Source organism: Weizmannia sp. FSL K6-3076 (assembly GCF_038007245.1).
In the GTDB taxonomy this organism is placed as follows: Bacteria; Bacillota; Bacilli; order Bacillales; family Bacillaceae_C; genus Weizmannia; species Weizmannia faecalis.
Genome location: NZ_JBBOWU010000001.1, coordinates 76,509 through 100,221, shown reverse-complemented (window position 1 = coordinate 100,221; position 23,713 = coordinate 76,509). Strand labels below are relative to the sequence as shown.

Sequence of the window (23,713 nt, the reverse complement as noted above, 5' to 3'; positions counted from 1 at the left end):
AAAAACGGCAAATTCACTTGCAGGCGCCCATGCTGCAACAGTGGCACTGGAAAAAGCGGGGGCTGGTCAAGCGTCCCCGCGGTCCAGTTGATAAAGTTTGCGGTAACGCGCATGGTTTTCCATCAATGCCGCGTGTGTGCCCTGCATGGCGATTTTTCCTTCATCCAGAAAGACGATCTGATCCATTTTTTCCATCCCGGCCAGATGGTGAGTAATGAAAATCACCGTTTTGTCCTTTAAAACTTCAAACATCGTATCGAGCAGGTCTTTTTCTGTCAGGGGATCAAGCCCGACAGTCGGTTCATCCAAAATGACCACAGGCGTATTTTGCAGCAGGATCCGTGCGAGGGCGATTCTTTGCCGCTCGCCTCCCGAAAAACGCTGGCCGGTTTCCTCCATTTGGGTATGGATCCCATTTGGAAGGGAGTGGAGATACCGGTCAAGTTTGACTTGCCGGATGGCCTCCTCTATTTCTTCTGATGTGGCGCCGGGGCGTCCGAGGGCAGCGTTATTTTCGACCGTTGTCGCGAACAGATAAGGTTTCTGGTTCAAGACACTGACCAGCTGGTGAATCCCTTCGCCGTATGCTGCCGGGGCATGCCCGCCGATGGAAACGGTCCCTGAAGCAGGCTGCAGCGCCCCAATCAGCAGATGGAGAAGCGTCGATTTGCCCGCTCCGCTTTTGCCAAGCACCGCGATTTTTTGCCCATGGGGAATGGTGAGTGACACATCGTTCAAAGCTGCGGCCGGTTCGTTTTCATAATAGTAAAAGACATGTTCCAAACGGATATCCGCTTTCTCTCCAGGAACTACGCTATTCCTGCTTTTATCCGGGACGTACTGCCGGATCGCGTCAATCCGTTGCAGGGATTCCTTGTATGCCGGAATCTTTTCCACCGCCGCGGATGCCGGGATGATGCCTTCCAGAATCGGAAGGGTTACAAGTGTAAAAGACGCAATATAGGTCGGGGCGATGTCTCCATGCATTGCGGCATGCCCTGCCCAGATGCCGGTAAATATTAAAATCATGCCCGAGATGACCTGTAGCTGAAAGTTCCGGTTATGATTCCAAAAGGACATCTTCCTTTCCATTTCGTGGCTTTCCTGGCTGTCTTCATGAAACTGCTTGAAAAACCGTTCTTTCTTTCCGCTGATGATCCAGTCGCGGATGCCGAATAAAGTATCCGTGACGTTGCGGTACAGCCGGCTCTGTGTTTCTTTCAGCGCGATTTGTCGTTTTTTCATGAAATATAAGGATAAAAGCGGGTAAACAAACAGGACGATCCCCATTAATAAGGCAATCCATAACGCAAACTGCCAGTCAAATGCAGCCAGCGTGCAAACAGAATATAAAAACAAAAACAGCGCCGTCACGACAGGAAAAATGGTGCGGATATAAGCGTCCTGCAAGTGCTCGATGTCATCGGCAAGCGTGCCGAGCAGATCCCCCGCCTGAAAACGCGAGCGGATAAACAGCGCCTGCGGTTCGAGCATTTCATACAGTTTGACGCGCATATCAGCAAGAATCTTCAACACCGTATTATGCCCGCTAAGCCGCTCAAAATAACGGGCGACCGGCCGCGCGATCCCGAAAGCGCGCACGCCGACGATCGGGACATAAATCAAAAGAATCGTCACCGGCATTTCGGAAGCCCTTGTGATCAAATACCCGGACGTAAAGGTGAGCATCGATGAAGCAAGAAAAGCAACAATGCCAAGCAGGACAGTAGCTACCATCAGCCACCGGTACTGACGGATATACGGTTTAATATACCGGTTGAAGTATGCCATGTTCTACCCCTCCCCGCTGCGCCTCGACAAGTTCGTAAAAGGCGCCTTTTTTCCGGTACAGCTCATCGTATGTGCCCGCTTCTCTAAGCCTGCCGCCATCCATCACCAAAATCAAATCCATTTCTTTTACCCAGTGCAGGCGGTGGGTGGCAAAAAAGACAAGTTTATGTTCAAAAAGCGGGAGCATCAGCTGTTTAATTTCCTGTTCCGTTTCGATATCGAGATGCGCAGTCGGCTCATCCAAAAGCATAACCGGACGTGCATCCAGCAATGCCCGCGCAAGCGCAATCCGCTGTTCTTCACCGCCGCTTAGCACCCGTCCGCCCTGGCCGATTTTTTCATCAAGCCCGTTCGGAAAGCTGGCGATGAGGTCGGAAAGCCCTGCTGTCCGGGCCGCTTCCTCAATCTTTTCAAGCGGCGCATCCGGCGCATACCAGGCAATATTTTCCCGTACGGTCTTTGCAAAAATATACGGATGCTGCGGAATGTAGTTCACCTGCTTTTGCCATTCGGTAAAGGACAAATGCGGAACTTCCAGGCCGTCAATCCTGATCCGTCCGCCATTCGGCATGGAGAACCCGGATAACAGGTCAATCAGCGTCGATTTGCCCGAACCGGAGATGCCGATCACGCCGATTTTTTGAAACCCACGGGCGGTAAACGTGACATCCTGCAAAATCGCCCGGTTTTCTTCCGGCGACTGTTTTTCGAGCCCTTCCACCGTTAATGTACTGTGTTCGTTCCAAACCGGGACGGGAAAAGAAAGCCCATTTCCAAAATCTTCTTTTTCGGCAAGCAGGCGGTGGATCTTCTCGCCCGCCTCTTTGCCGTTCATCGTGGCATGGTAATCGCTGCCGAGATCGCGGACCGGCATAAAATACTCCGGCGCGAGAATTAAAAGCGCAAGAGCCGGTTCAAATCCGATTTGCCCGTTAATCAGCCGGAGCCCGAGTTCCACGGCCACGACCGCCACGGACAAAGTCGCAAAAAAGTCCAGGGAAAACGACGATAAAAAAGCAATTCTGAGCGTGCGGTTTGTGGCAATCCGGTACTTGTTGCTGACTTCCCAAATGGCTTCTTTATGGCTTTTGCTCCGCCCTAAAAATTTCAGCGTCACGAGCCCCCTTAACGAGTCCACAAAATGGCGGGAAAGCAGCTGGTACGTTTCCCATCTCGCTTCTTTCTGCTTTTGCGCGGCGAGCCCGAGCAGAATCAAAAACCCGATTAAAATCGGCATGACAACCAGCAGCGTGATCCCGGTTTCAACATCCTGTGAAAAAATATACACAAGGAGAACAGCCGGGATCGTCAGGCACGCGATAAACCGTGGAATAAAAAGCTCTAAATAAGTACGGAACTCCGGAATGCCCTCAAGGCAAAGCGTCACCAGATTGCCCGTGCCATGCCTGCTGATGGCGCGCGGTCCGATGCGAAACAGCTTTTCAACGAGCAAGTTTTGGTAATGGAGGGACGTGCGGCCGGCAAACCGGAACGCAACCCGCGACTTTGCCCACTGCAAAAAGTGGCGGATGAGATGGGCGGCGAAAAAGATGCCAAATTCAGCCGCTGCTTCCTGCCACGGCACCCCTTTGTATAAATGGACAATCGCTTTTGCCAGGTATACTGCCTGCACGATAATAGCAACCGATTGGATCATCGTCAGGCATCCGGCAATGATAAAAGTTTTTAAGCTGCCTTTATACTGCATCAGATGTTTATCCATCCGCACCAGCTCCTCTCCGGTATGGGGCCATTCCGCCATACGCAGGGCTTTTTTGATTCGTTCATTGGCATATTTTCACCTGTACGGAGTCCCTAAGATCGTGCCAGGTTCCTGCTTCAATCCGCAATATGCGGACTGCTTCTCTCCGTACCCATCCAAAAGGTTCCATTCCAGGAGTAGTATCCATTCCCTATTCCCGTATTGATCTGCTTCTCTCCGCACCCGTCCAAACGGTGCCGAATGAAAAAGAAAACACCCGGTTTGCCCGAAATCCGCTCCCCGGGTGAGCAGTGGACGGCGATCTTTAACCCCCGCCCCCTGAACTTTTTTAATAATGCAATTCATGCGGTGTAACCCGTTTCCGGAAGACGTAGTAACTCCAAATCGTGTAAGCGAGCACGACCGGTACCATCGTGCATGCGACGATCGTCATGATTTTTAACGAATACGGGCTTGACGATGCTTTATAAAGCGTCAAGTTGTTCGCCGCCCCCATTGAACTGATCAGCACGTTCGGGAAAAGTGCGATGAAAAACGAGACGGTTACAAGAATTAAAATCAACCCGGTTACGGCAAAACTCAATCCTTCTTTTTTATTCCGCAAAAGCGGATACAGTGCCAGATAAAGCACGATGGCAACGGCATAGACCGGAATTAAAATGGCACCCCGTTTCACAAACGCGTCTGTAAAAACAGCGGTTAATACGGTAAACAGGACAACGACGGCGCCTGTAGCGATATACATTTTGATCGCGGCTTTTCCGGCACGTTCACGGATTTCGCCATCCGTTTTTAAACGGATAAACATCAGGCCATGCAGATAGACAAGAGCGACAAAAGCAAGCCCGCCGACGATCGTGTAGAGGTTGACGATGTCGAAAAATCCGGCATGCATCGTCATCGAGCGGTCAATCGGAAGCCCCTTGATCATCCCGGAAAACAGAGCACCAAGCAAAAACGGCGGCAGGAGGCTTCCAAGCAAAATGGCCCAGTCCCAAATACCTTTCCATTTGCTTGCCTGGAGTTTGCCGCGGAATTCAAAGGCAACCCCTCTGGCAATAAGCGCAAGCAGCAGGACGACAAAGGCAAGGTAATAGCCGCTAAAAAGCGTGGCATACCAGTTCGGGAAAGCAGCAAACATGGCGCCGCCCGCTGTCAGGAGCCATACTTCATTGGCATCCCAGAACGGCCCGATCGTATTAATGAGCACCCGTTTTTCCGTCTCATTTTTGGCAAGGAATTTTGTGCTCATCCCGACTCCGAAATCAAAACCTTCCAGAAATACAAATCCGACAAATAACACACAAACGAGCAAAAACCACAATTCATTTAACTGCATTATACAACCCTCCTTGTATTGAAAGGATCCGATGCAGTAATGTCATCCATCGATTTTGCCTGCGGGCCCTGTTTAATAACGCGGATAAACAGGTAAGCCATTGCCACGGCAAGCAGCGTATAGACAATCGAGAACGCAATCAGTGAAAACAGCAGCTCGCCGGCCGAAACATTCGGCGAAACGCCCGCACTTGTTTTCATCAAGCCGTTTACCACCCATGGCTGCCGGCCCATTTCAGACATAATCCAGCCGAACGAGTTGCCGATCGTCGGGATAAACATGCAAGGGAACAGCCATTTCAAGTAACGCATGCTGTTTTCAATTTTTTTCTTCCAGACAAGGTACAGGCCGATCAAACTCATCAGGATCATAATGCCGCCGATGGCAACCATGATCCGGAAGCTCCAGAACGTTGTTTTTACAGGCGGAATATAATTGCCTGCCCCGTATTTTTGTGTGTATTCTTTTTGCAGCTCGTTCATCCCTTTGACGGATCCGGAAAATTTGCCATAGGATAAGTAGCTCAGCAAGTACGGAATTTGCACCCTGTATTCCGACTTTTTATTTTTCGTATCAATGACGCTAAACAATGTCCATGGCGCAGGGTCCCCGGTGTTTTGCCAAATGCCTTCCGCAGCAGCCATTTTCATCGGCTGGACATTAATGAGATAACGTGCCTGGCTGTGCCCGGAAAAGGCAAGGCCGAGCCCGCTGAGAAGACCGACAATAAGTGCGATGGCAACAGACCGTTTGAAAAAGGCCACTTCTTTTTTCCTGATCAAATTCCAAGCCGAAACGCCGGCGATGAAAAACGCACCGGTGGCAAGGCTGCCGAAAATAATGTGCGGGTAAGCCACCTGCAATTTTTGATTCAACAGCACGGCGGCAAAATTGTTCATTTCGGCACGGCCATTGTGAATCGTATAGCCGACCGGGTTTTGCATGAACGAGTTTGCGGCCATAATCCAGAGCGCCGACAGCATCGTTCCGATCGAGACGAGCCAGATGCAGGCCAGATGCAGTTTTTTCGGTAGTCTGTCCCAACCGAAAATCCACAGGCCGATGAAAGTCGACTCCATAAAGAACGCAAGCAGCGCTTCAATCGCAAGCGGTGCGCCGAATACGTCCCCGACGAACCGCGAGTAGGTCGACCAGTTCATCCCGAATTGGAATTCCTGGATAATCCCGGTCACCACTCCGACTGCGAAGTTGATGAGGAAAAAGGTTCCCCAAAACTTCGTCATTTTCTTGTAAATTTCTTTCTTTTTCACCATGTAAAGCGTTTGCATGACAGCGGCAATAAATGCCAATCCGATTGAAAGCGGCACGAAAATGAAGTGGAACAAGGTTGTCGTTGCAAACTGGGTCCGTGCCAATATGACTTCACTCATTTCCCAAAATCCCCTCCTCTTCCATATTTCCGTTACTTTATCATTACACTTATATTATATTTAATCTTTTTATGGTACAGATAGGAGCCATGTGACAATTCGGTTAAAAACTGTCGAATATTATTTGACAAATTATTTTTCTGGAAAATTATTCTTCCAGGCCTATTGACTTTTTGTGAAAGAGTGATCAAAAGGGTGCGGCTCACCCGGGCGGCCGGGACAACTCGCGTCCTTCTTTCCGGTCAAGGTCCGTGATTTCCCTTTTTCCAGAACGCTCTTCGCTTCTTCTTTTCCAAAAGACCGTAAAAAAAAGAGCGGCTGCCTCCGCTCTTTACTGTTTCATTTCCCGCCTATAGGACACGGCGAATTGGGCATATTCGCTTTGGGGCGCGACTTTTGTCAGGAGCTTAAAAAGAATCCGGTACCGTTCTTTCATGGCCCTTTTGATGACCCGCTCAATCCGCTCATCATTCAGGTCAAGTAAAATTTCTTCCATTTCTCTTTTCAATAAATACTGTAGTTCCAGCAGCTCTTTTTCATGGACGACAAGACCTAACACCCGCATGCACCCTTTCTGTTCATGGTACGTCTATTTTTACCAAATTTAAGGGAAATATCACAGCACTTTTCCTTGCATAATCCTGAAAAAATGGCGCATACAATAAGACAAGTGCAGTTTTTAACGGGAGGTTGAATCATGCACCATACGAAATCGCGAAACTGGAAACCGTATCTTTTCATTGTCATTGTCTCGTTTTTTACTGCCTTATTGATCTATACCCAAACGCTGGCGCAGACGGCAGCTTTTTCAGCAAAAGGCACCCCGAAAGCCGTTTTTAAAGGAGAAAACGGCATTGCGTTAACTTTTAATATTGGCTGGGGCGATGAAAAAGCCGTCCCTATCTTGAAAACGCTGCAGAAAAACGGCGTAAAGTCCGCAACCTTTTTCCTGTCAGGCGCGTGGGCGGAACAGCACCCGGATATTGTGAATAGGATTGAAAAAGCCGGATATGAGATCGGAAGCCTCGGTTATGCCTATGTGGATTACACGGATGAAGAACCGGCTAAAGTGCGGCATGATATGCAGAAGGCACAAGAAGTGTTTAAAAAACTTGAAATAAAGGATGTAAAACTTTTGCGTTCCCCGACCGGCCATTTTGACAAAACGGCATTAAAAATTGCGGACCAACTGGGGCTTACAATGGTTCACTGGAGCGTCAACACCGATGACTGGAAAAACCCGGGCACCGCAAAAATTATTGAAAAAGCAAGCACAGCCGAAAACGGGGATATCATCCTGCTGCACGCTTCTGATGCCGCAAAGCAGACGAACAAAGCCCTGCCGCAAATCATCCGTCACTTGTCGGATAAAGGAAAATTTGTGACCGTTTCTGAAATGATTGCAAACGGCAAAGCGGAAACGAAAGTGATTCCTTAAAGGCCAGGGCTCCCGGACGGGTTGCATGGCAACGCTGGATTGAGATCCCCCGTTTCTATTATAAGAAGATCATCCTGTGGTAGGTTGTGCTGTCTTCTTGCCTAACACTCGTAGTTACGGCTTTCTTTGTTTTTAAAAAGTTGAGATCCAACGCAGGGTCTCAGCTTTTTTCTGCTTTCAGAGTGTTTCAGGGTCAAAGGAGACATAACAATTTTAGGCTTAGCAACATCTTTATTTCGATACAGCAATTTCACTTTACAGGAAAAACAGATTACGAAAACTATCCCCTATAGTTATCGTCCAGTCTCTTCCTGTAAGTTGCGTTAGAGTGGATTTTGGTTCACCCATTTTTTGTATCATTTTCGCTTGTTTCCCCTCTTTTTAGATATCCATCTTGAATGACCGAACTTTTCTTTTTCAACCTTTATATTACTGATGCATCACTCTCCCCTTAAATAGGGCTTGCTGAACGAATCCAATTCTGAGTTTGTACCCAATTTGTCAACAAGTTCTGTCTTAAAATAAAGAAAAATTCACCTTTAAAAATGCGATTCTGTCTTCTCTATACCTTGAATCAGCTTTCAAGTGAAAGCTTTTCTCTGGATTTTTTATAAAACCCATTTAAATTTTTGCCAAACTGTCAGCATTCTTGCCAAATCTAGGAATTTTGCGTGCTCAGCAAGCCCTACGTTAAGGAAGCACGATAAAACGAGGCTCTTCCTTCACATAGAGCCCGTCTACGTTAAGAAAGCAAGCAAAAACGAAGGCCTTTCTTCACATAGAGCCCGTCTACGTTAAGATAGCACGGAAAATTGAAGGTCTTTCTTCACATAGAGGGCTACGTTAAGATAGCACGAAAAATTGACGGCCTTTCTTAACATAGGGCGCGTCTACGTTAAGAAAGCATGAAAAATTGACGGCCTTTCTTAACATAGAGCCCGTCTACGTTAAGGAAGGGTGGAAAATTGATGGCCTTCCTTCACATAGAGGGCGTCTATGTTAAGAAAGCACGAAAAAAAGACGGCCTTCCTTCACATAGGGTGCGTTTCAAGTGCAAGCTTTTTCCTACATTTTTTATAAAAACCTCGCATTAAATTTATGCCAAAACTGTCAGCATCCTTGCCAAATCTAGGAATTTTGCGTGTTCAGCAAGCCTTAAATAACAGAACCATTTCAATAATTTCCCGGCATTCCTTTGAAGACGTTGTGTGGGAGGAAATTGGTAGCCAGCCTGGTTCCATACGGATCGACAAAAGTTGTACAAAAAATGTAAAGCGGGTTTGTGCGATTGTATTGCATAATGAAAGGGGAAGGGGGCGTTACAATGGAAGTTCTAGATAAAACACAGCAGGTCATTGATATGCTTGAAGCAGATATCATGCATGCAGATTACGAAAAAATTGCAAAATTTACGGGTATTCCTTTGGGGCTTTACCAACGCATTTTTACGTATATCTGCAATATTTCATTGGCCGGATATGTACGCAAGCGAAAACTCACGCTGGCTGCGGAAATGCTGCTTTCTAAAAGGAAAAATGTAACAGAAACAGCAATGGAGTGCGGCTATGAGAGCAGTTCCGCCTTTTCAAGGGCGTTCAAGGAACAATTTCTAGTGCCGCCTGCCATGATTACCGATGAAATTTATCAAGAAAAAGCTTTTCCTCCGCTTTCCTTTAAAGACAATGACACCTATTACGTGATGAAAGGAAGAAGAATGATGGCAGAACTGGTAAAAATCGAATACTTGACGACAGAAGATGTGCTCCTGATCGGCATCAGCAATCAGGATTTTGGCGTCACTACCAGCGAACTGTGGAAAGTTTTTTGGGAACGGGGATTTGACAAAAAGCTTCATGAACTTCATGAATACAGCGTAGGCATGAAAGACTGCATCGGCCTTGGTTATATGACCGATTTTGCAAATGACACCGGGCTTGGCGAAACGTATATCATCGGCAAGTATTTCAAGGTGGGGACCCCGATCCCTGAAGGCATGACAGGGAAAATCATCAAAGGCGGAACCATTGCAAAGGCACAGATTGGCGCAAAGAATCTTGATGATATCATTAGCAACGCATTCATCCTCATTTCCGGCATGGTACAAAAAAACGGCTATACACTTGACTATCAACATTTCTACTGGGTTGAATTTTACACGGTCAGCCGTTTTTGCAACCCGCTTGAAAGTGGCGCCAAACAGGTCATTCTTGATTTTCAAATGCCATGCAAGAGAATAGAGGCCTGAAATGATTACAGGCCGAATAAACGTTGCCGCAAACCCGCTTGGGGAGGAAAAGAAACAGAATGTGTTAAAATAAATGATATGAAAGGATATCCCAATGGGTTTGCAGGTGAATTGAAATGATGAGGCAAATTTTCAGCACGGTGGTCCAATTTCGCGGGTCACATGAAAAATTCGGTTATATGCAGGGGCTTGCATTAAAAGAATCCCTTTCCATCCAAAACCGCGACAATCAATGGAAAGTCAGAAAACCGCGGTTTGTAATCGACCTTAACGAAACGAAAGACGCAATCACCCGCTTTGCACCCGGAATCTGGGACGAGTTGTGCGGATTGCAGGAAGCACTGAAATGGCCGATGGAAAAAGTTTTGCAGGAATTTGGCGGCTACCGGGTGGATTACACAAAATCAGGCTGCTCGATTTTAACAGGCGATGGCTATCTCATCCGCAACTATGATTACCATCCTAAAACCTATGAAGGACGCTATGTCCTGTACCAGCCAACCGACCAGGGGTACGCGATTGCCGGGCCGAGCCAGCGCGTCACCGGGCGGATGGACGGCATGAATGAAAAAGGGCTCGCCATCGGCTATACGTTTATCCATCGAAAAAGTCCCGGCGACGGGTTTATTTGCTGCATGATTGGCAGGCTGCTGCTGGAATCATGCGTAAATATTGACGAAGCCGTTGCCATGTTAAAAGAAATTCCGCACCGCCATTCATTCAGCTATGTCGTTTATGATAAAAGCGGGGAAACCCGGATTGTCGAAGCCTCTCCGCGCGCGGTCGCCGTGCGGAACGGAGATATTTGCACCAATCATTTTGAAACCCTCAGCAAAGAAAACCGGCATCATCTCAGCGATTCGATGCGCAGAACCGCCATTTTGGAACAGGAAAAAGGGCATCTATCCAGCGCCCGGGACGCGTTTCAATTATTAAATAGCCGGGATAAAGGCGTTTTTTCAGAACTATACGCTAGCTGGGCGGGCACAATCCATACTTCCGCTTACCTGCCAAAGCAAATGGAAGCCTGGTTCGCTTTAGGCGGTGACTGCGAGCCGGTGAAAATTGACTTTGCCAAATGGCTGTCAGGAGAAGACTTGCCCATTGAAAAGATCACCGGCGAAGTGGATACGGATATCCCCTTCCTCCATATGGACAAAGGGGCCGACTGGTTTCAAAAATGATCGAAACCGCGGTCATGAACCATGGATTCCGGCCGCGGCATCCTTTACCGGAAAAATGCTGCGGTTGCAAAAATGGAATCATCCGGTGCTCTGTGTCGTATGGAGCAGAAGCCATGGACTCTTCTATTGCTTTTTTCATGGGCCGCGGGCGTTTCAAGCGTTCCCACTGTTATCGTGTATATTGTACGCCAGCTGAGAAAATTTTTATGCATTTACTGCCCAGGCAGCAAAAACCGGATACCCCATCAGGCTCCGGTTTTAATTTGCCGTCTTTTCTTCTGCGATCTTGCGCAATGCTTTCTCCTCTTTTTCCTTTTGGGAGCGCTTTAAAAAATGCGGGAGCGCAAGCAGCTGGTAAGCATTGCAGATGAGAAGCGGGAAAAGCATAAGATAAAGCGAGGATATGCTATTGACACGCAAAGCTGGCACCCACTCGAGAATGGTCACTGCCACCATGAAAAACAAGGCAGGAATAAAAGCCCCTGCACTTTTTGCCTGCTTCGTCTTAGCAGCTGCCGCCACAAACGCGGACACAAGGATCAGTGCTGCAAACAGCAGGGACTGGCGGGTATCCGCGCGGAAGTACACAAAATCGAACAGTACATAACAGGCTGCAACAAGCTGAATGGCCTGCCAAACAAGCCGCGAACGGAAAATGTCAAGCCCGAGCTGGTGCACGGTTAACCAGGCGAAGAAACCTACCTGACTGACAAGACTGAAAATCAAGCCCAACCCCGCAAACCAGAAAAACGCGCCAGCGATGGACAAAAGATCCGCATGTGCAAAATAAGGCGCCATTTCCGGCCAGCGGACGAAAAACCCGAGAATCCCGGCTGACACCCCTCCGATGGCAAGAGCGGCAAAAAAGAAACGAACCCAGTTCCGGCTTGTCAATCCCCATCCCCCTTTGCCTTTAAAGTACCTTTATTGTAACAGAGAATCATGAGAAAAATCCAGCACATCATGCCGGCTTTCCCAACTGTACTGTTTTACCAATCCGCACGATGAAGCCGGTTTTTGCAGAGCTGTAGCACGATCAGGCTCCGGTCCCGGGAAAAAATTCCAGTGCTTTTAAGCCTCCCCGCCGAGCGCATAATCCGAAAAGAACTTCACATATTAAAGATAGAATGAAGAAGGGAGCCAAAAGCATGAAACCAAGAACCGTTTTGCTCCTGATCAGCCTTTGCGCTGCCCTTACAGCCTGCTCGGGCGAGGCTTCAACAGGCGGGCAAGCGGATTATAACCAGACGAAAAAAATGGTCATTGACATATTGAAAACCGATGAAGGAAAAAAAGCGCTGCAGGACGTGATTACAAGCGACGGAATGAAAAAGAATCTGGTCATTGACAAGGCGTACATGAAAGAAGCGATCGAACAAACATTAACTTCCGATAAAGGCAAGGCTTTTTGGAGAGAAGCCATGCAGGATCCGAAATTTGCCGCCGCGGTTGCAGACAGCATGAAAACTGAAAACAAAGCGCTGTTGAAAAGTTTGATGAAGGATCCGGATTACCAGGCAATGATGATGGATATTTTAAAAGACCCGGCTTACGAAAAAGAAGTGCAAACGATGCTAAAGAGCAAAGAAATGCGGAAAACCATGCAGGAGGTTGTCATCGATACGTTTAATGACCCGGCTTTTAAAGCGAAAATGGAAGACAGTCTGCTGAAAGCGGCGAAAACGATGAAAGACAAAAAGTAGCGGCGGGATTTGGCTCCGCCGCTTTCCACATTTATTTTTTCAGCTTGTCCACAATTTTTTGTGCGATTTCCGTATAAATTTTTCCGAGCCGGTGGTCTTCGGCATAGATGGACGGCGCGAAATCATGTTCATTCCAGTCCGGCTGCTGAAGCGGGAGCTGACCGAGCACTTCGGTCCGCAATTCTTCGGCAAGTTTTTCCCCGCCGCCGCGACCAAATACATACTCGCGTTCGCCGGTCACCTTGCTTTCAAAATAAGCCATATTTTCAATGACACCGAGCAAATTGTGTTCCGTCCGGAGTGCCATCGCGCCGGCCCGTGCCGCAACGAAAGCCGCAGTCGGATGCGGGGTTGTCACGATAATCTCATTGCAGCGCGGCAGCATCGAATGGATATCGAGCGCCACATCCCCGGTGCCCGGCGGCAAGTCAAGCAGCAAATAATCGAGGTTGCCCCATTCCACTTCATGGAAGAAATTGTTCAGCATTTTGCCAAGCATCGGCCCGCGCCAGATCACCGGCGCATTGTCTTCTACAAAAAAGCCCATCGAAATGACCTTGACCCCGAACCGTTCCACCGGGATAATTCTTTCTCCGCGGACAACCGGACGCTGCATAATGCCCATCATGTCCGGCACGCTGAATCCGTAAATATCGGCATCAATCAGGCCGACCTTTTTCCCAAGGCGGGCGAGTGCAACCGCCAAATTGACGGAAACGGTCGATTTCCCAACGCCGCCCTTGCCGCTTGCAATGGCGATAAATTCCGTTTTGGCGGAGCCGAGCGGGTTTTTGTTGTCTTCCTGCAACAAATCGCGGAACCGGTCGAGCGTTTCTTTCGGCAGTTCGCCGAAACGGATGCCGACTGTATTCGCGCCAATCCCTTTCAATGCTTTCACAATGGCCATCTGCAGCTGCAGCTGTTCGCTTGTGCCGGTTTTGGCAATCGCCACTTTGACACTGACATGCTGGATCTCTTCTTTGATTTTGATTTCGAGGATCCCTTTTGTTTCTTCGAGCGTTTTATGTAAAAAAGGATCTTCAAACCCTTTTAACACGTCGTAAACCTGTTGTTCCGTCAACATTTTCTACACCATCCTTAAAATGAAGTCGTTTCCAGCTTGATTCCAGTATACCATACAATGGCAGTGTTTTGCGCTGGAACGGCTCCGGATGCTTGTCAGTTCTTTAAATCCTTTTCTTTTGTAAAGTAGCGCATAATCCCTTCATAAATGGATGCTGCCACCTTTGTCTGGTATGCGTCGGACTTTAGTTGCTCCCGCTCCCCGGGATTGGACAAAAACCCGATTTCCACAAGGCAGCCCGGTTTTTTCGCATGCTTCAGCAAATACACATTAGACAATGTTTTGGAAGCCCGGTTTGTATTTTCGAGATTCCGGACCAGCTCCGCCTGGATAAACGTGGCGATCCTTTTATTTTCAATCATAGTCGGGGCGTAAAAAGTCTGGGCGCCGTGCCACTGTGATTGCGGAATGGCGTTCAGATGGATGCTGATAAAAAGATCCGCTTCCGACTCGTTGATCAGGGAAAGCCTTTTTCTTAAATCCTCCACTTTGCGGCGGCTGTAGCCCTTTGTCTCGTTATCAGCAAGGTCTGTATCCGTTTCGCGCGTCATAATAACAAGCGCGCCCTGCTGCTGAAGATAGTCTTTGATTTTGGCCGCCACACTTAAGGCAACATCTTTTTCCAGCACTTCATCTCCCGTTGCCCCGCCGTCCGGCCCCCCGTGCCCCGGATCCAGATAGATGATTTTCCCGGAAAGCGGCAGATTCCACGGGCGCCACGTATCTTTTTGGAAAAACTCAAACTGCACAAGTAAAAATAAAAGGGTGACACCAAGCAGAAACCCCGCAATTTTGATTTTCCGTTTCATCACAATCTCCCTCTCCCTGTCCTTATTGAAAAGTTATGGGACAAGGGAGGAAAATAGAACTGCAAAAAAGGGAGCCGCAAACGGGCATCCCCTAATGAAGCCGCAGTTTCCGCCTTTGTTCGCCTTTTTTAAAGCCGTAAGACCAAAAGTAGTCGGCAAACTGCTCGCATGTATAGTAAATGGACTCCTGCATCGTATCATTGCCGAATGTCCAATAAAGCCAAAAATTGTACAGAGTATCTGTAATATGCTTTAATTCGGTTTCGCACCGTTTCTTTGCCTGCTCGGCCGGCTCGCCGTAATACCCGAACCGGCTGTAATGGCCGCCCAATAAATAGGCTTCAATGGCGACATCGTAACACCCTTCTTCGATCCCCTGCTCCATCCACGCTCCCCCGTTGATCCGGAACGAACCGAAATGGGACTGGAAGCTTTTCTTCAGCACTTCAACCGGCAGTTCGCGGAGCAAATTGCGTTCCGCTTTCATTTGCCTCTCCCGTCTTTTCGCAGACAGGGTGGTAATGACTTCATTCATCTCTACCCACTCCTTACCGGTATTGTACGCGGGCGTAGAGGCGTCGATACTTTATAATGATTTCCAAACAAGGAATCGATATTGCAACATGGGTGCGTGCTCCCGGCCAACACACCGCTTAAGGGCGCGCATCCTTTTTTTCAGTATGCTCCGGCTCCTGGTCAAATCCCTGGTCATCAATCCGGCATGCCTCAAGCGGGATGACTTTTGTCCGCTTTACGAGCTTGTAGCCGAGCCACATGATGGCAAAAAGCGGGATGCCGAGATACGCGGCAATGGCGCTCATCCAGTCGATACGGCCGCCGAGGAATGCCTGATAATCCTGCGCAAGAATAACGATCACCCCGACAATCAGCGCAAAAATCGGGCCGAACGGGTACCATTTCGCATGGTAAGGGAGATCGTCAAGTGAACGTCCCTGGGCGAGATACGCTTTTCGGAAACGGTAATGGCTGGCGGCAATCCCGAGCCAGAAAATAAAGCCCGTGACGCCCGCTGCATTCAACAGCCAGATATAAATGGCGCCGTCCCCGAATGCGGATGCGAGAAATGCAAGCGCGCCGACAATGGTCGTGGCAACAAGGGCTGCGACCGGCACGCCGCGTTTGTTCAGTTTGCCGAAAAACTTCGGCGCCTGACCTTCATGCGCCATTGCATACAAAATCCTTGTGGAAGCATACAGGCTCGAGTTTCCCGCCGACAGCACAGCCGTTAAAATGACCGCATTCATCAAAGATGCAGCAAACGCAAGCCCCGCTTTTTTAAAGACAAGCGTAAACGGGCTCACCATTACATCCGTACTTTGCAAACTTTTTGTCGTATAAGGAATAATCAGCCCGATGACAAGAATCGCAAGGACATAAAACAACAAAATGCGCCAGAAAATGCTTTTGATTGCTTTCGGCACGTTTTTGCGCGGATTCTCGCTTTCCCCGGCTGCAACGCCGACAATTTCCGTCCCCTGGAATGAAAATCCGGCTGTAATGAACACGCCAAGCACGGCAAGCGCGCCACCGTGGAAAGGCGCATCCCCGATTGTAAAGTTTTTAAAGCCGGCCGGTTCCCCGCCCAATATGCCAAATATCATCAAAAAGCCGACGACAATAAAAAGGATAATGGTCGCCACTTTGACAAAGGAAAACCAGTACTCTCCTTCGCCATAGCCTCTCACGGACAAAATGTTCAAAAGAAAAATTACGAGCAAAAACAGGCCGCTCCACAACCAGCTGGGGCTGTGTGGAAACCAGAATTTCATGACTAAAGTCGATGCCGACAGTTCCGCTGCAAGACAAATGGCCCAGCTGTACCAATAATTCCAGCCGAGCGCAAAACCGAGCGCCGGATCAATAAAGCGGGTTGCATACGTACTAAATGCCCCGCTTGTCGGCATGAATGAAGCCAGTTCCCCGAGGCTTGTCATAATAAAATAAACCATCACACCGATAACCAAATAGGCAAGCAGCGCTCCCCCCGGGCCCGCCTGGTAAATCGCGGCGCCGCTTCCGAGAAAAAGCCCGGTCCCGATCGAGCCGCCGAGTGATATCATGGTCAGATGCCGCGCCTTTAAACGCCGTTTCAGGCCGGATTTTTGTGTTGCCATCGTATGTTCATCTCCATTTATCTATCATACGCATCGGGTTAAAATAAATCACAACGTCCATACCATAGCACAAAAAATTCCGGATGAAAACAGGATTTTGCATATTTCCAGCATTTTGTTGCATAATCTTACATCCCTATGTAGAAAAACGTGCAGCAAGGTCTTGCACCTGCTGCACGTTTGCCGTTTATAAAACCGGCTACTTTTCGATGTACCCTTTTTCTTCCAAAAAGCGGATCACCTGCCCGACAGACTGTTCCAGCGGCTGTTTGTCGGTTTCCACGACAAGTTCCGGATGTTCCGGGGCTTCATAAGGGGCATCTATACCGGTAAAATTTTGTATTTCCCCATTGCGGGCTTTTTTGTATAAGCCTTTCGGGTCCCGCTGTTCACATGCTTCCAGCGGGCAATTCACGTAAATCTCTACGAATTCATTGTCTTCGACCAGTTCGCGCACCATGTCCCTGTCAGCACGGTACGGTGAAATGAACGCCGTCAGCACCATTACGCCGGCATCCACGAACAGTTTTGACACCTCTCCGATGCGGCGGATATTTTCTTTCCGGTCTTCCGGGGAAAACCCGAGATTTTTATTCAACCCGTGGCGGATATTATCGCCATCAAGGATATACGTGCGGATCCCCCGCCTGTGGAGTTCCTGTTCAACGGCGACGGACAGCGTGGATTTCCCCGCCCCGGATAACCCGGTAAACCAGAGGACTGCGCTGGAGTGCCCGTTTAACCTCCGGCGGTCTTCTTTTTTAATTTGGGTTTCATGCCATGTGATATTGGTTGCTTTCGCCATGCGGCCGGTTCCCTCCTTATGATTTGCGGACGTTTAATTGTGCACTTTCATCCCTTTGATCAGCACTTCTGCCACTTCCGGCCGGGAAAATTCTTTCGGCGGTTTTTGGCCGGCGCGCAGCATTTCGCGCACTTTTGTCCCGCTCAAATGAATATGGTCTTCTTTTCCGTGCGGACAGGTTTTCGTTGTGGCCATATTGCCGCATTTCGTGCAGTAAAACGCATGCTCAAATTTTAAAATGGTGATGCCCAGTTCCTGCTCCACAGTGCTGATCAGTTCCTGTGCTTCATACGTCCCATAATAATCGCCGACACCGGCATGGTCCCGGCCGACAATGAAATGGGTGCAGCCGTAATTTTTACGGACGAGCGCATGCAGGATTGCTTCCCGCGGGCCTGCATAGCGCATGGCGGCAGGGTAAATAACAAGGCGCACACGATCTTTTGGATAATAATGTTTCAAAATCACTTCGTAACTTTCCATCCGGATATCCGCCGGAATATCATCGCTTTTTGTCTCGCCGACAAGCGGGTTTAAAAGCAGCCCGTCAACGATTTCAAGCGCGCTTTTCTGAATGTATTCATGGGCGCGGTGGACCGGGTTGCGCGTCTGGAAGCCGACAATCGTTTTCCAGCCGAGGGATGCGAACAATGCCCTTGTTTCTTTCGGATCTTTATAATAAGCGGCAAACTCGTCATGATTCGGGCGGTTTAAAAGCGTAACCGGCCCTGCAAGATACACATCCCCGTTTTCATATAAGCGTTTAACGCCGGGGTGCGCCGGGTCGGTTGTCCCGTACACGAGCCTTGCTTCCCGTTCTTTGTCCACTGTATACTTTTCTTCCAGTGTGAGCGTGCCGTAGATCACGCCGTCTGCACCTTTTAATGCGAGCGTTTCGCCGGTTTCAAACCTTTCCGCTTCCTCTTCTGTTACGGGAAGCGTGATCGGAATACTCCAGATAAGGCCGTTTGAAAGCCGCATATTTTCCACAACCGTTTCATAATCCTGCTTCCCCATAAACCCGGTCAGCGGGCTGAAGCCGCCGATACCGATCAGTTCCAGGTCGGAGATGCTCCAGTCGGAAACGGTTAATGCCGGTAATTGTTCTGCCTGTTTTAAAGCTTCCGCACTGTGGTTTTCCCGGTTTACCAATATACCGCCGTGCGGGATGCTCGTTGAAAAAGCCATGTTCCAATTTCCTCCACTCGTTTGCATTTTTCCTATAAAAACAATTGGAATACTTCCGTAATATTTATTTTAGCATTAAACAGATTATTTTTGCATTTATTTTTTTGCAGATCTTGGCGGATCACGGTACAGCTCGCCGTAATCATTTAAATAATCCTGGTATAGCTTCTCGACCGCTCATGATATGCCCTGGACTGAAAGACTTCCTTCAAGGGCAAGCAAGTATCTCCGTGATGTCTACACGCTGCATCAAATCGTCAAGGCTTGTTTGCAGTGCCGGGGGAAGAAAAGATTGATTTTCTGCCTCAGCTTCGTTTCGTCTTCCAGCTATGGCAAATGAAAGGTGCCGGCAATTTAAAGTGACAATCAAGTGTATGATCAAACCGTTCTTCGTGTGAAAAAATGATCCGCTTTAATCCGTAAGTTCGGATGGAGAATGGGTCCTAAGTTGCCGCTGGCGGAGATCGCAATTCCATTATGAAGATGCTTAAAAAATGATGAACAAGTTAGCCAGTGCCTTAGCTTCCCTGTTTCCGCGCTTTGTTTACCTGCAGCCATCAAGGGAAAATAGAATGCTGACAGTACATATAAGAAAGGAAGGAAGGAAGGTCCATGAAACGATTCAGCCGTTTGCTTCAGTACATCCTGCCGGCCGCCCTCCTTTGTGCGCTTGTTCCGGGCCGACCCCTGGCTGCATCTGAAAAAGGGACCATTGTTGTCGTGTCTTTTGACGGCATGAAAAACGATTATGTCCACGAACATAAAAAGGAACTGCCGCATTTAAACAAAATTATGAAGCATGGATTTGATGCCAAAGACATTACAGCGGTTTATCCGTCCCTCACCGCCGCCTCCCATGCTTCCATTGCAACAGGGGCCAAACCGGAAAAAACCGGCCTGGTCAGCAATGCATTTCACAATAAAAATTTTAAACTGACGGACACAGAGGATGCCTTCTGGTCTGCGTTGGACGTTCCGGCCATCTGGTCTGAAGGACGGAAACACGGAAAAGTGACGGCGACGATCTGCTTTCCCGGCTCCAACCCGGAAGTTTCAAAGGCGCATGCCGATTACGCCATCTATTACAAGGATACTTTTGCAAAAAGTGACCTTGTCCATCTTACATTCCGTCCCGCCAAAGGATGGAACGATGCCCCGAAAAGCCGGAAACCGCTAAAAGAAGCCGTTTACCGGTTAAAACTTAAGGGAGCAAAGAACCGGACCATTCATGTTTTGGCTGCCGCTCTTCACCATGATGCGTATGACCTTTTCTATTTTTCGGACAACAAAACGATTGAAGATAAAGATGCGCGAGTGGGTGTCAATCAATGGGGCAGTTTCACGTTAAATGAAAATCATCAACCGGCCGGCTTCTGGTTCAAGATGAAAAAAACCGACCGCACCCTGTCGAAAGCGGAAATGTACCGGACAGCGGTCACATCTGCCGCAATCAAGGGACCGGGGGATTTTGCCAAAACGATAAACAGCCTGTTCGGATTTTTCCCTGTGGATGAAGACTTGGACGCCTTCAAAAAAGGCTGGATTACCCGGACAGAATATGAAGACATCTCCACCCGCTTTGCCCAATGGGTGCAAAATGTCTCCTTATTCATTAAGGATCGCTATAAACCGGATCTGCTCATGTTTTATGAGCCGCAAATCGACCATGAAGAACATGCATATTTGTTAACAGACCCGCGCCAGCCCGGCTATTCCGATAAAAAAGCAAAAACATATGCGGCCCGGATCCGTTGGGCGTATCAATTGGCCGACCATACAGTTGGAAAAACATTGCAGTCACTCGGGGAAAATGACAAATTGTTTGTTGTGTCGGACCACGGCATGGAACCGATGCACACTGGGCTCTCTCCGAATTACGAGCTTAAAAAACACGGTCTGCTTGTTTTAAAGAAAAACGGAGAAATTGATTTGAACCGGACAAGTGAGAAAGGCGGAATTGTTTCTAAACAAGATTACGGGAATGTGCAGCAGGAGGTGGCAAAAATCTTTTCGTCTGTCCGCGATCCACGCATCCTTGCTTCAAAATCCAAACTGGCGGGTTTCTATCTTTCGGACTGGTGGCAAGGCATAACAAACGGGCATAGCAGCTGGTCCACTACAAAAGAAACCATATCGTCCCTGTATGATACGGTAAAAAATGACCCGGCCCGGCCGTACGAGTCCGTGATCAAAGCGCAAAGCAAAAAAAGTGAGTGGTTTCACCACCCGCATGCCGGTGATGTGACGCTTGTCGCAGCGAGAGGTTACATGATGGATTCGGACATCTCTTCCTCTTTCCATGCCCCGTCCGAACTTAGAAACCACGGTGGCAACCCGGAAAGGAGTGATCTGCGCCCGGTTCTGCTTGCATACGGAAAGGACATTCCGCATAAAAAGGTATCGCGCCGGCTTTCTTTAATCGACATTGCCCCGACGCTTTACCGGATGATGAACGTGCCTGCGCCTTTCTTTGTGGACGGGAAAGAAATAAAAGAACTGGTGCCATAATGGCGGGAGAGAGGGCAAAGCCGCTGCTTGCGGCGGCTTTGCTGTTTTTTTATGGTTGATGTTTAAAATGTAGTCGAAGGATTATCAATTTTATCATCTTTACAAAATATTTATATGCTCAATTATTATTCAGGAGAGGCTAGAACGAGCGTGCCCCCATATAAATAACTATATTATTTTCTATTCCAAAAACGTTGCTGAGCGATAGCAGAGACAAACTCCTCACCGAAGTAAGGATTATTTGCGGCAAAAACGACCCCGAGTAAGTTATTCTTCTCTGTTGCTTTCATATAAGTATGTGCAGTTGTTGCAACACCAATCGGTTTATAATGTTTGTATGCTTCACTTACAAAACGCATGATATCCTGACTGAACCTTGTTTCATTTCCGGAACTTCCGCCAACGATATAGAGTGAATCAAACAGTTTGGGATTTGTTGTTAGAAATGTTTTATTCACTTTGAATTTCGTGCCATCTGTCCCTGTCACCGTTCCAAACTTTTCACCAACAAAGTCGATAGAAACACCATATTTCCGCAAGAGACCAATGACAGTTTTTACCTCTTTCCCATTAAAATGATTGCCGATTAGAACGCCCACTTTAAGCGAATATGGATATTTTGGCGTATTCATCATGCTAAGAGCCGGGGAACTTGCTGTAACTGGAACTTGCACCCCGCTCGGACGATTCACACCAACATATTCAGCAATAGTGGTTGCCAAACCTTCATCAACATTGGCAAACATATCAACGACTTGCTGGCGAACTGATTGGCTTTTCACGTTTCCGAGCTGAAAGCAAAATGCTTGTGTAATATGCTGCTTCTCAACAGACGACATACTATTCCAAACCAGTCTGGCCTGCGAAAAGTAATCTTTAAACGATTTGCTTTCCGCTTTAATCTTGTGCCCCTCTACCTTCTCCTTGTAATGCACATACCCGCCTTCTGCCGGACTGGAAGTGGCAGGAGTATTATGCGCTAAGGAATTTTTATGATAGTTTATTTTTCCAACATTGATTTTTTGTTGCATATACCCGCCTTGCTGGTTATTGTGAACCGGGCAGATGGGACGATTGATCGGTATTTCATTGAAGTTTGGCCCGCCAAGTCGGTGCATTTGTGTATCACGATAAGCAAATAATCTGCCTTGTAAAACCGGATCATTGGAAAAATCTATTCCCGGGATCACATTTGCTGGATTAAACGCTACCTGTTCTACCTCCGCAAAGAAATTATCAACATTTTTATTTAATGTCATTTTCCCGATAATTTCTACGGGAACCATTTCTTCCGGCCATAATTTGGTAGGGTCTAAAATATCGAAACCATACTTAAATTCATCATCCTCATCAATCATTTGTACACCTAATTCAAATACAGGGTAAGCTCCAAGCTCAATGGACTCCCACAGGTCTCTTCGATGGAAGTCGGGGTCCACCCCACCAATAATTTGCGCTTCATCGATTAGTAATGAATGAACGCCAAGGACAGGCTTCCATTGAAATCTTACAAAAGTAGCTTTTCCATCATCGTTTACAAATCGAAAGGTATTAATACTGAACCCTTGCATCATTCGCCAACTTCTGGGAGCGGTTCGATCAGACATTGCCCACATAATGAAATGAGCAGAAGCTTGATTATTGGCAACAAAATCCCAAAAATTATCATGAGCGGGTGAGGCTTGTGGGATATCATTATGTGGCTCCGGATTAAGCGCATGTATCGCATCCGCTAACTTAAAGGCATCGTTAAGAATGAATACAGGGAATGAGAGCGCTAATAAATCGTAATTCCCTTCTGTTGTATAAAACTTAGTTGAAAAGCCGCGTGGACCCAATGTCGTATCACTTGACCCTTTATTTCCTTGCATGTTGGAAAATCTAACAAATACGGGTGTCTTTTCCCCGGGTTTCTGTAGAAAGCAAGCTTTTGTATATTGTTTCATTGACTTATACAATTCAAATTCCCCATGTGCCCCGAAACCTCTTGCTTGAACAACTCTTTCCGGTATCCGTTCATGGTCAAAATGCATCTGTTTTTCAAAAAAATAAAAGTCCTCCATTAATGTAGGGCCGCGGACTCCAGCTTTTAAAGTCTGTTCATCATTTGAAATCTTTACCGACTCATTGGTTGTAAGTTTCTTACCTACATTGTTAACACGGAACTGTTCTAGTTGCTCATCCTTTCTATTCACGCTCACTTTCTTCCTGTCGTTTGTTGCTTCATCCATGTGATCACCCTTCACAAATAAACTTCAAACTAATATATTCATACGTTGCAATCCGGTAAATTATGCCGGATCACCCTTTTCAATCTACAAGGAGCAACTTGTCCCAGTATTGCTTGAATATCTAAGATATGAACTATCT

The 23,713-nt window shown here is 47.8% G+C and carries 18 protein-coding genes; 5 read left to right on the top strand and 13 right to left on the bottom strand.

The window, feature by feature from the left end:
- Window positions 1-66: 66 nt before the first annotated feature.
- From cydC to NSS95_RS00520, 5 genes are all read right to left on the bottom strand, one after another.
- A complete protein-coding gene (gene cydC, locus NSS95_RS00540) occupies window positions 67-1,791 on the bottom strand; it encodes a thiol reductant ABC exporter subunit CydC (protein WP_014096462.1) in 1,725 nt (574 codons plus the stop codon).
- Entirely contained in the window at window positions 1,766-3,514 is a 1,749-nt protein-coding gene (cydD, locus tag NSS95_RS00535; protein WP_014096463.1) for a thiol reductant ABC exporter subunit CydD, read from the bottom strand. The genes cydC and cydD overlap by 26 nt, the downstream gene beginning before the upstream one ends.
- 328 nt (window positions 3,515-3,842) lie before the next feature.
- Window positions 3,843-4,853 (bottom strand): cytochrome d ubiquinol oxidase subunit II, encoded by a 1,011-nt coding sequence (gene cydB / locus NSS95_RS00530; RefSeq protein WP_014096464.1) that lies wholly within the window; start codon window positions 4,851-4,853, stop codon window positions 3,843-3,845.
- Complete coding sequence (locus tag NSS95_RS00525) at window positions 4,853-6,244, bottom strand: cytochrome ubiquinol oxidase subunit I (protein ID WP_061086391.1); 1,392 nt, start codon at window positions 6,242-6,244, stop codon at window positions 4,853-4,855. The genes cydB and NSS95_RS00525 overlap by 1 nt, the downstream gene beginning before the upstream one ends.
- Before the next feature lie 331 nt (window positions 6,245-6,575).
- A complete protein-coding gene (locus tag NSS95_RS00520) occupies window positions 6,576-6,803 on the bottom strand; it encodes a hypothetical protein (RefSeq protein ID WP_014096466.1) in 228 nt (75 codons plus the stop codon).
- A 138-nt stretch (window positions 6,804-6,941) separates the two neighbouring features.
- On the opposite strand from NSS95_RS00520, the gene NSS95_RS00515 reads away from it, so the two are divergent.
- The 3 genes from NSS95_RS00515 (at window position 6,942) to NSS95_RS00505 (ending at window position 11,111) form a co-directional block, all read left to right on the top strand.
- Window positions 6,942-7,682 carry a polysaccharide deacetylase family protein gene (locus tag NSS95_RS00515; protein WP_014096467.1) on the top strand — a complete coding sequence of 247 codons (741 nt, stop codon included), beginning with the start codon at window positions 6,942-6,944 and terminating at the stop codon, window positions 7,680-7,682.
- A 1,324-nt stretch (window positions 7,683-9,006) separates the two neighbouring features.
- The gene (locus NSS95_RS00510; protein WP_046721139.1) at window positions 9,007-9,927 is read left to right on the top strand and encodes a helix-turn-helix domain-containing protein; all 921 of its coding nucleotides are present in this window, start codon (window positions 9,007-9,009) and stop codon (window positions 9,925-9,927) included.
- Between the two features lie 119 nt (window positions 9,928-10,046).
- The gene (locus NSS95_RS00505) at window positions 10,047-11,111 is read left to right on the top strand and encodes a C45 family peptidase (protein ID WP_340714039.1); all 1,065 of its coding nucleotides are present in this window, start codon (window positions 10,047-10,049) and stop codon (window positions 11,109-11,111) included.
- Between the two features lie 258 nt (window positions 11,112-11,369).
- Here the strand turns inward: NSS95_RS00505 and NSS95_RS00500 are convergent, their stop codons facing one another.
- A complete protein-coding gene (locus NSS95_RS00500; RefSeq protein ID WP_340713722.1) occupies window positions 11,370-12,005 on the bottom strand; it encodes a KinB-signaling pathway activation protein in 636 nt (211 codons plus the stop codon).
- Between the two features lie 254 nt (window positions 12,006-12,259).
- Here NSS95_RS00500 and gerD point away from each other — a divergent pair, with 254 nt between their 5' ends.
- On the top strand, window positions 12,260-12,814 hold the full coding sequence (gene gerD, locus NSS95_RS00495) for a spore germination lipoprotein GerD (RefSeq protein ID WP_014096470.1): 555 nt from the start codon (window positions 12,260-12,262) through the stop codon (window positions 12,812-12,814).
- Between the two features lie 31 nt (window positions 12,815-12,845).
- Here gerD and NSS95_RS00490 read toward each other — a convergent pair whose 3' ends face one another.
- From NSS95_RS00490 to sat, 6 genes are all read right to left on the bottom strand, one after another.
- Window positions 12,846-13,898 (bottom strand): Mrp/NBP35 family ATP-binding protein, encoded by a 1,053-nt coding sequence (locus NSS95_RS00490; RefSeq protein WP_014096471.1) that lies wholly within the window; start codon window positions 13,896-13,898, stop codon window positions 12,846-12,848.
- 95 nt (window positions 13,899-13,993) lie between these two features.
- Complete coding sequence (gene cwlD / locus NSS95_RS00485; RefSeq protein WP_014096472.1) at window positions 13,994-14,707, bottom strand: N-acetylmuramoyl-L-alanine amidase CwlD; 714 nt, start codon at window positions 14,705-14,707, stop codon at window positions 13,994-13,996.
- A 91-nt stretch (window positions 14,708-14,798) separates the two neighbouring features.
- Window positions 14,799-15,242: a YbaK family protein gene (locus tag NSS95_RS00480; RefSeq protein ID WP_014096473.1), complete on the bottom strand. Its 444-nt coding sequence runs from the start codon at window positions 15,240-15,242 to the stop codon at window positions 14,799-14,801.
- A 118-nt stretch (window positions 15,243-15,360) separates the two neighbouring features.
- Window positions 15,361-16,842: an amino acid permease gene (locus NSS95_RS00475; RefSeq protein WP_340713721.1), complete on the bottom strand. Its 1,482-nt coding sequence runs from the start codon at window positions 16,840-16,842 to the stop codon at window positions 15,361-15,363.
- 199 nt (window positions 16,843-17,041) lie between these two features.
- Window positions 17,042-17,647 carry an adenylyl-sulfate kinase gene (gene cysC, locus NSS95_RS00470; protein WP_340713720.1) on the bottom strand — a complete coding sequence of 202 codons (606 nt, stop codon included), beginning with the start codon at window positions 17,645-17,647 and terminating at the stop codon, window positions 17,042-17,044.
- Window positions 17,648-17,680: 33 nt separating this feature from the next.
- On the bottom strand, window positions 17,681-18,835 hold the full coding sequence (sat, locus tag NSS95_RS00465) for a sulfate adenylyltransferase (protein ID WP_019722045.1): 1,155 nt from the start codon (window positions 18,833-18,835) through the stop codon (window positions 17,681-17,683).
- Window positions 18,836-19,447: 612 nt separating this feature from the next.
- On the opposite strand from sat, the gene NSS95_RS00460 reads away from it, so the two are divergent.
- Window positions 19,448-21,343 carry an alkaline phosphatase family protein gene (locus NSS95_RS00460; RefSeq protein ID WP_340713719.1) on the top strand — a complete coding sequence of 632 codons (1,896 nt, stop codon included), beginning with the start codon at window positions 19,448-19,450 and terminating at the stop codon, window positions 21,341-21,343.
- Between the two features lie 173 nt (window positions 21,344-21,516).
- On the opposite strand, the gene NSS95_RS00455 is transcribed toward NSS95_RS00460, so the two are convergent.
- On the bottom strand, window positions 21,517-23,574 hold the full coding sequence (locus tag NSS95_RS00455) for a catalase (protein WP_061565130.1): 2,058 nt from the start codon (window positions 23,572-23,574) through the stop codon (window positions 21,517-21,519).
- Window positions 23,575-23,713: the final 139 nt, after the last annotated feature.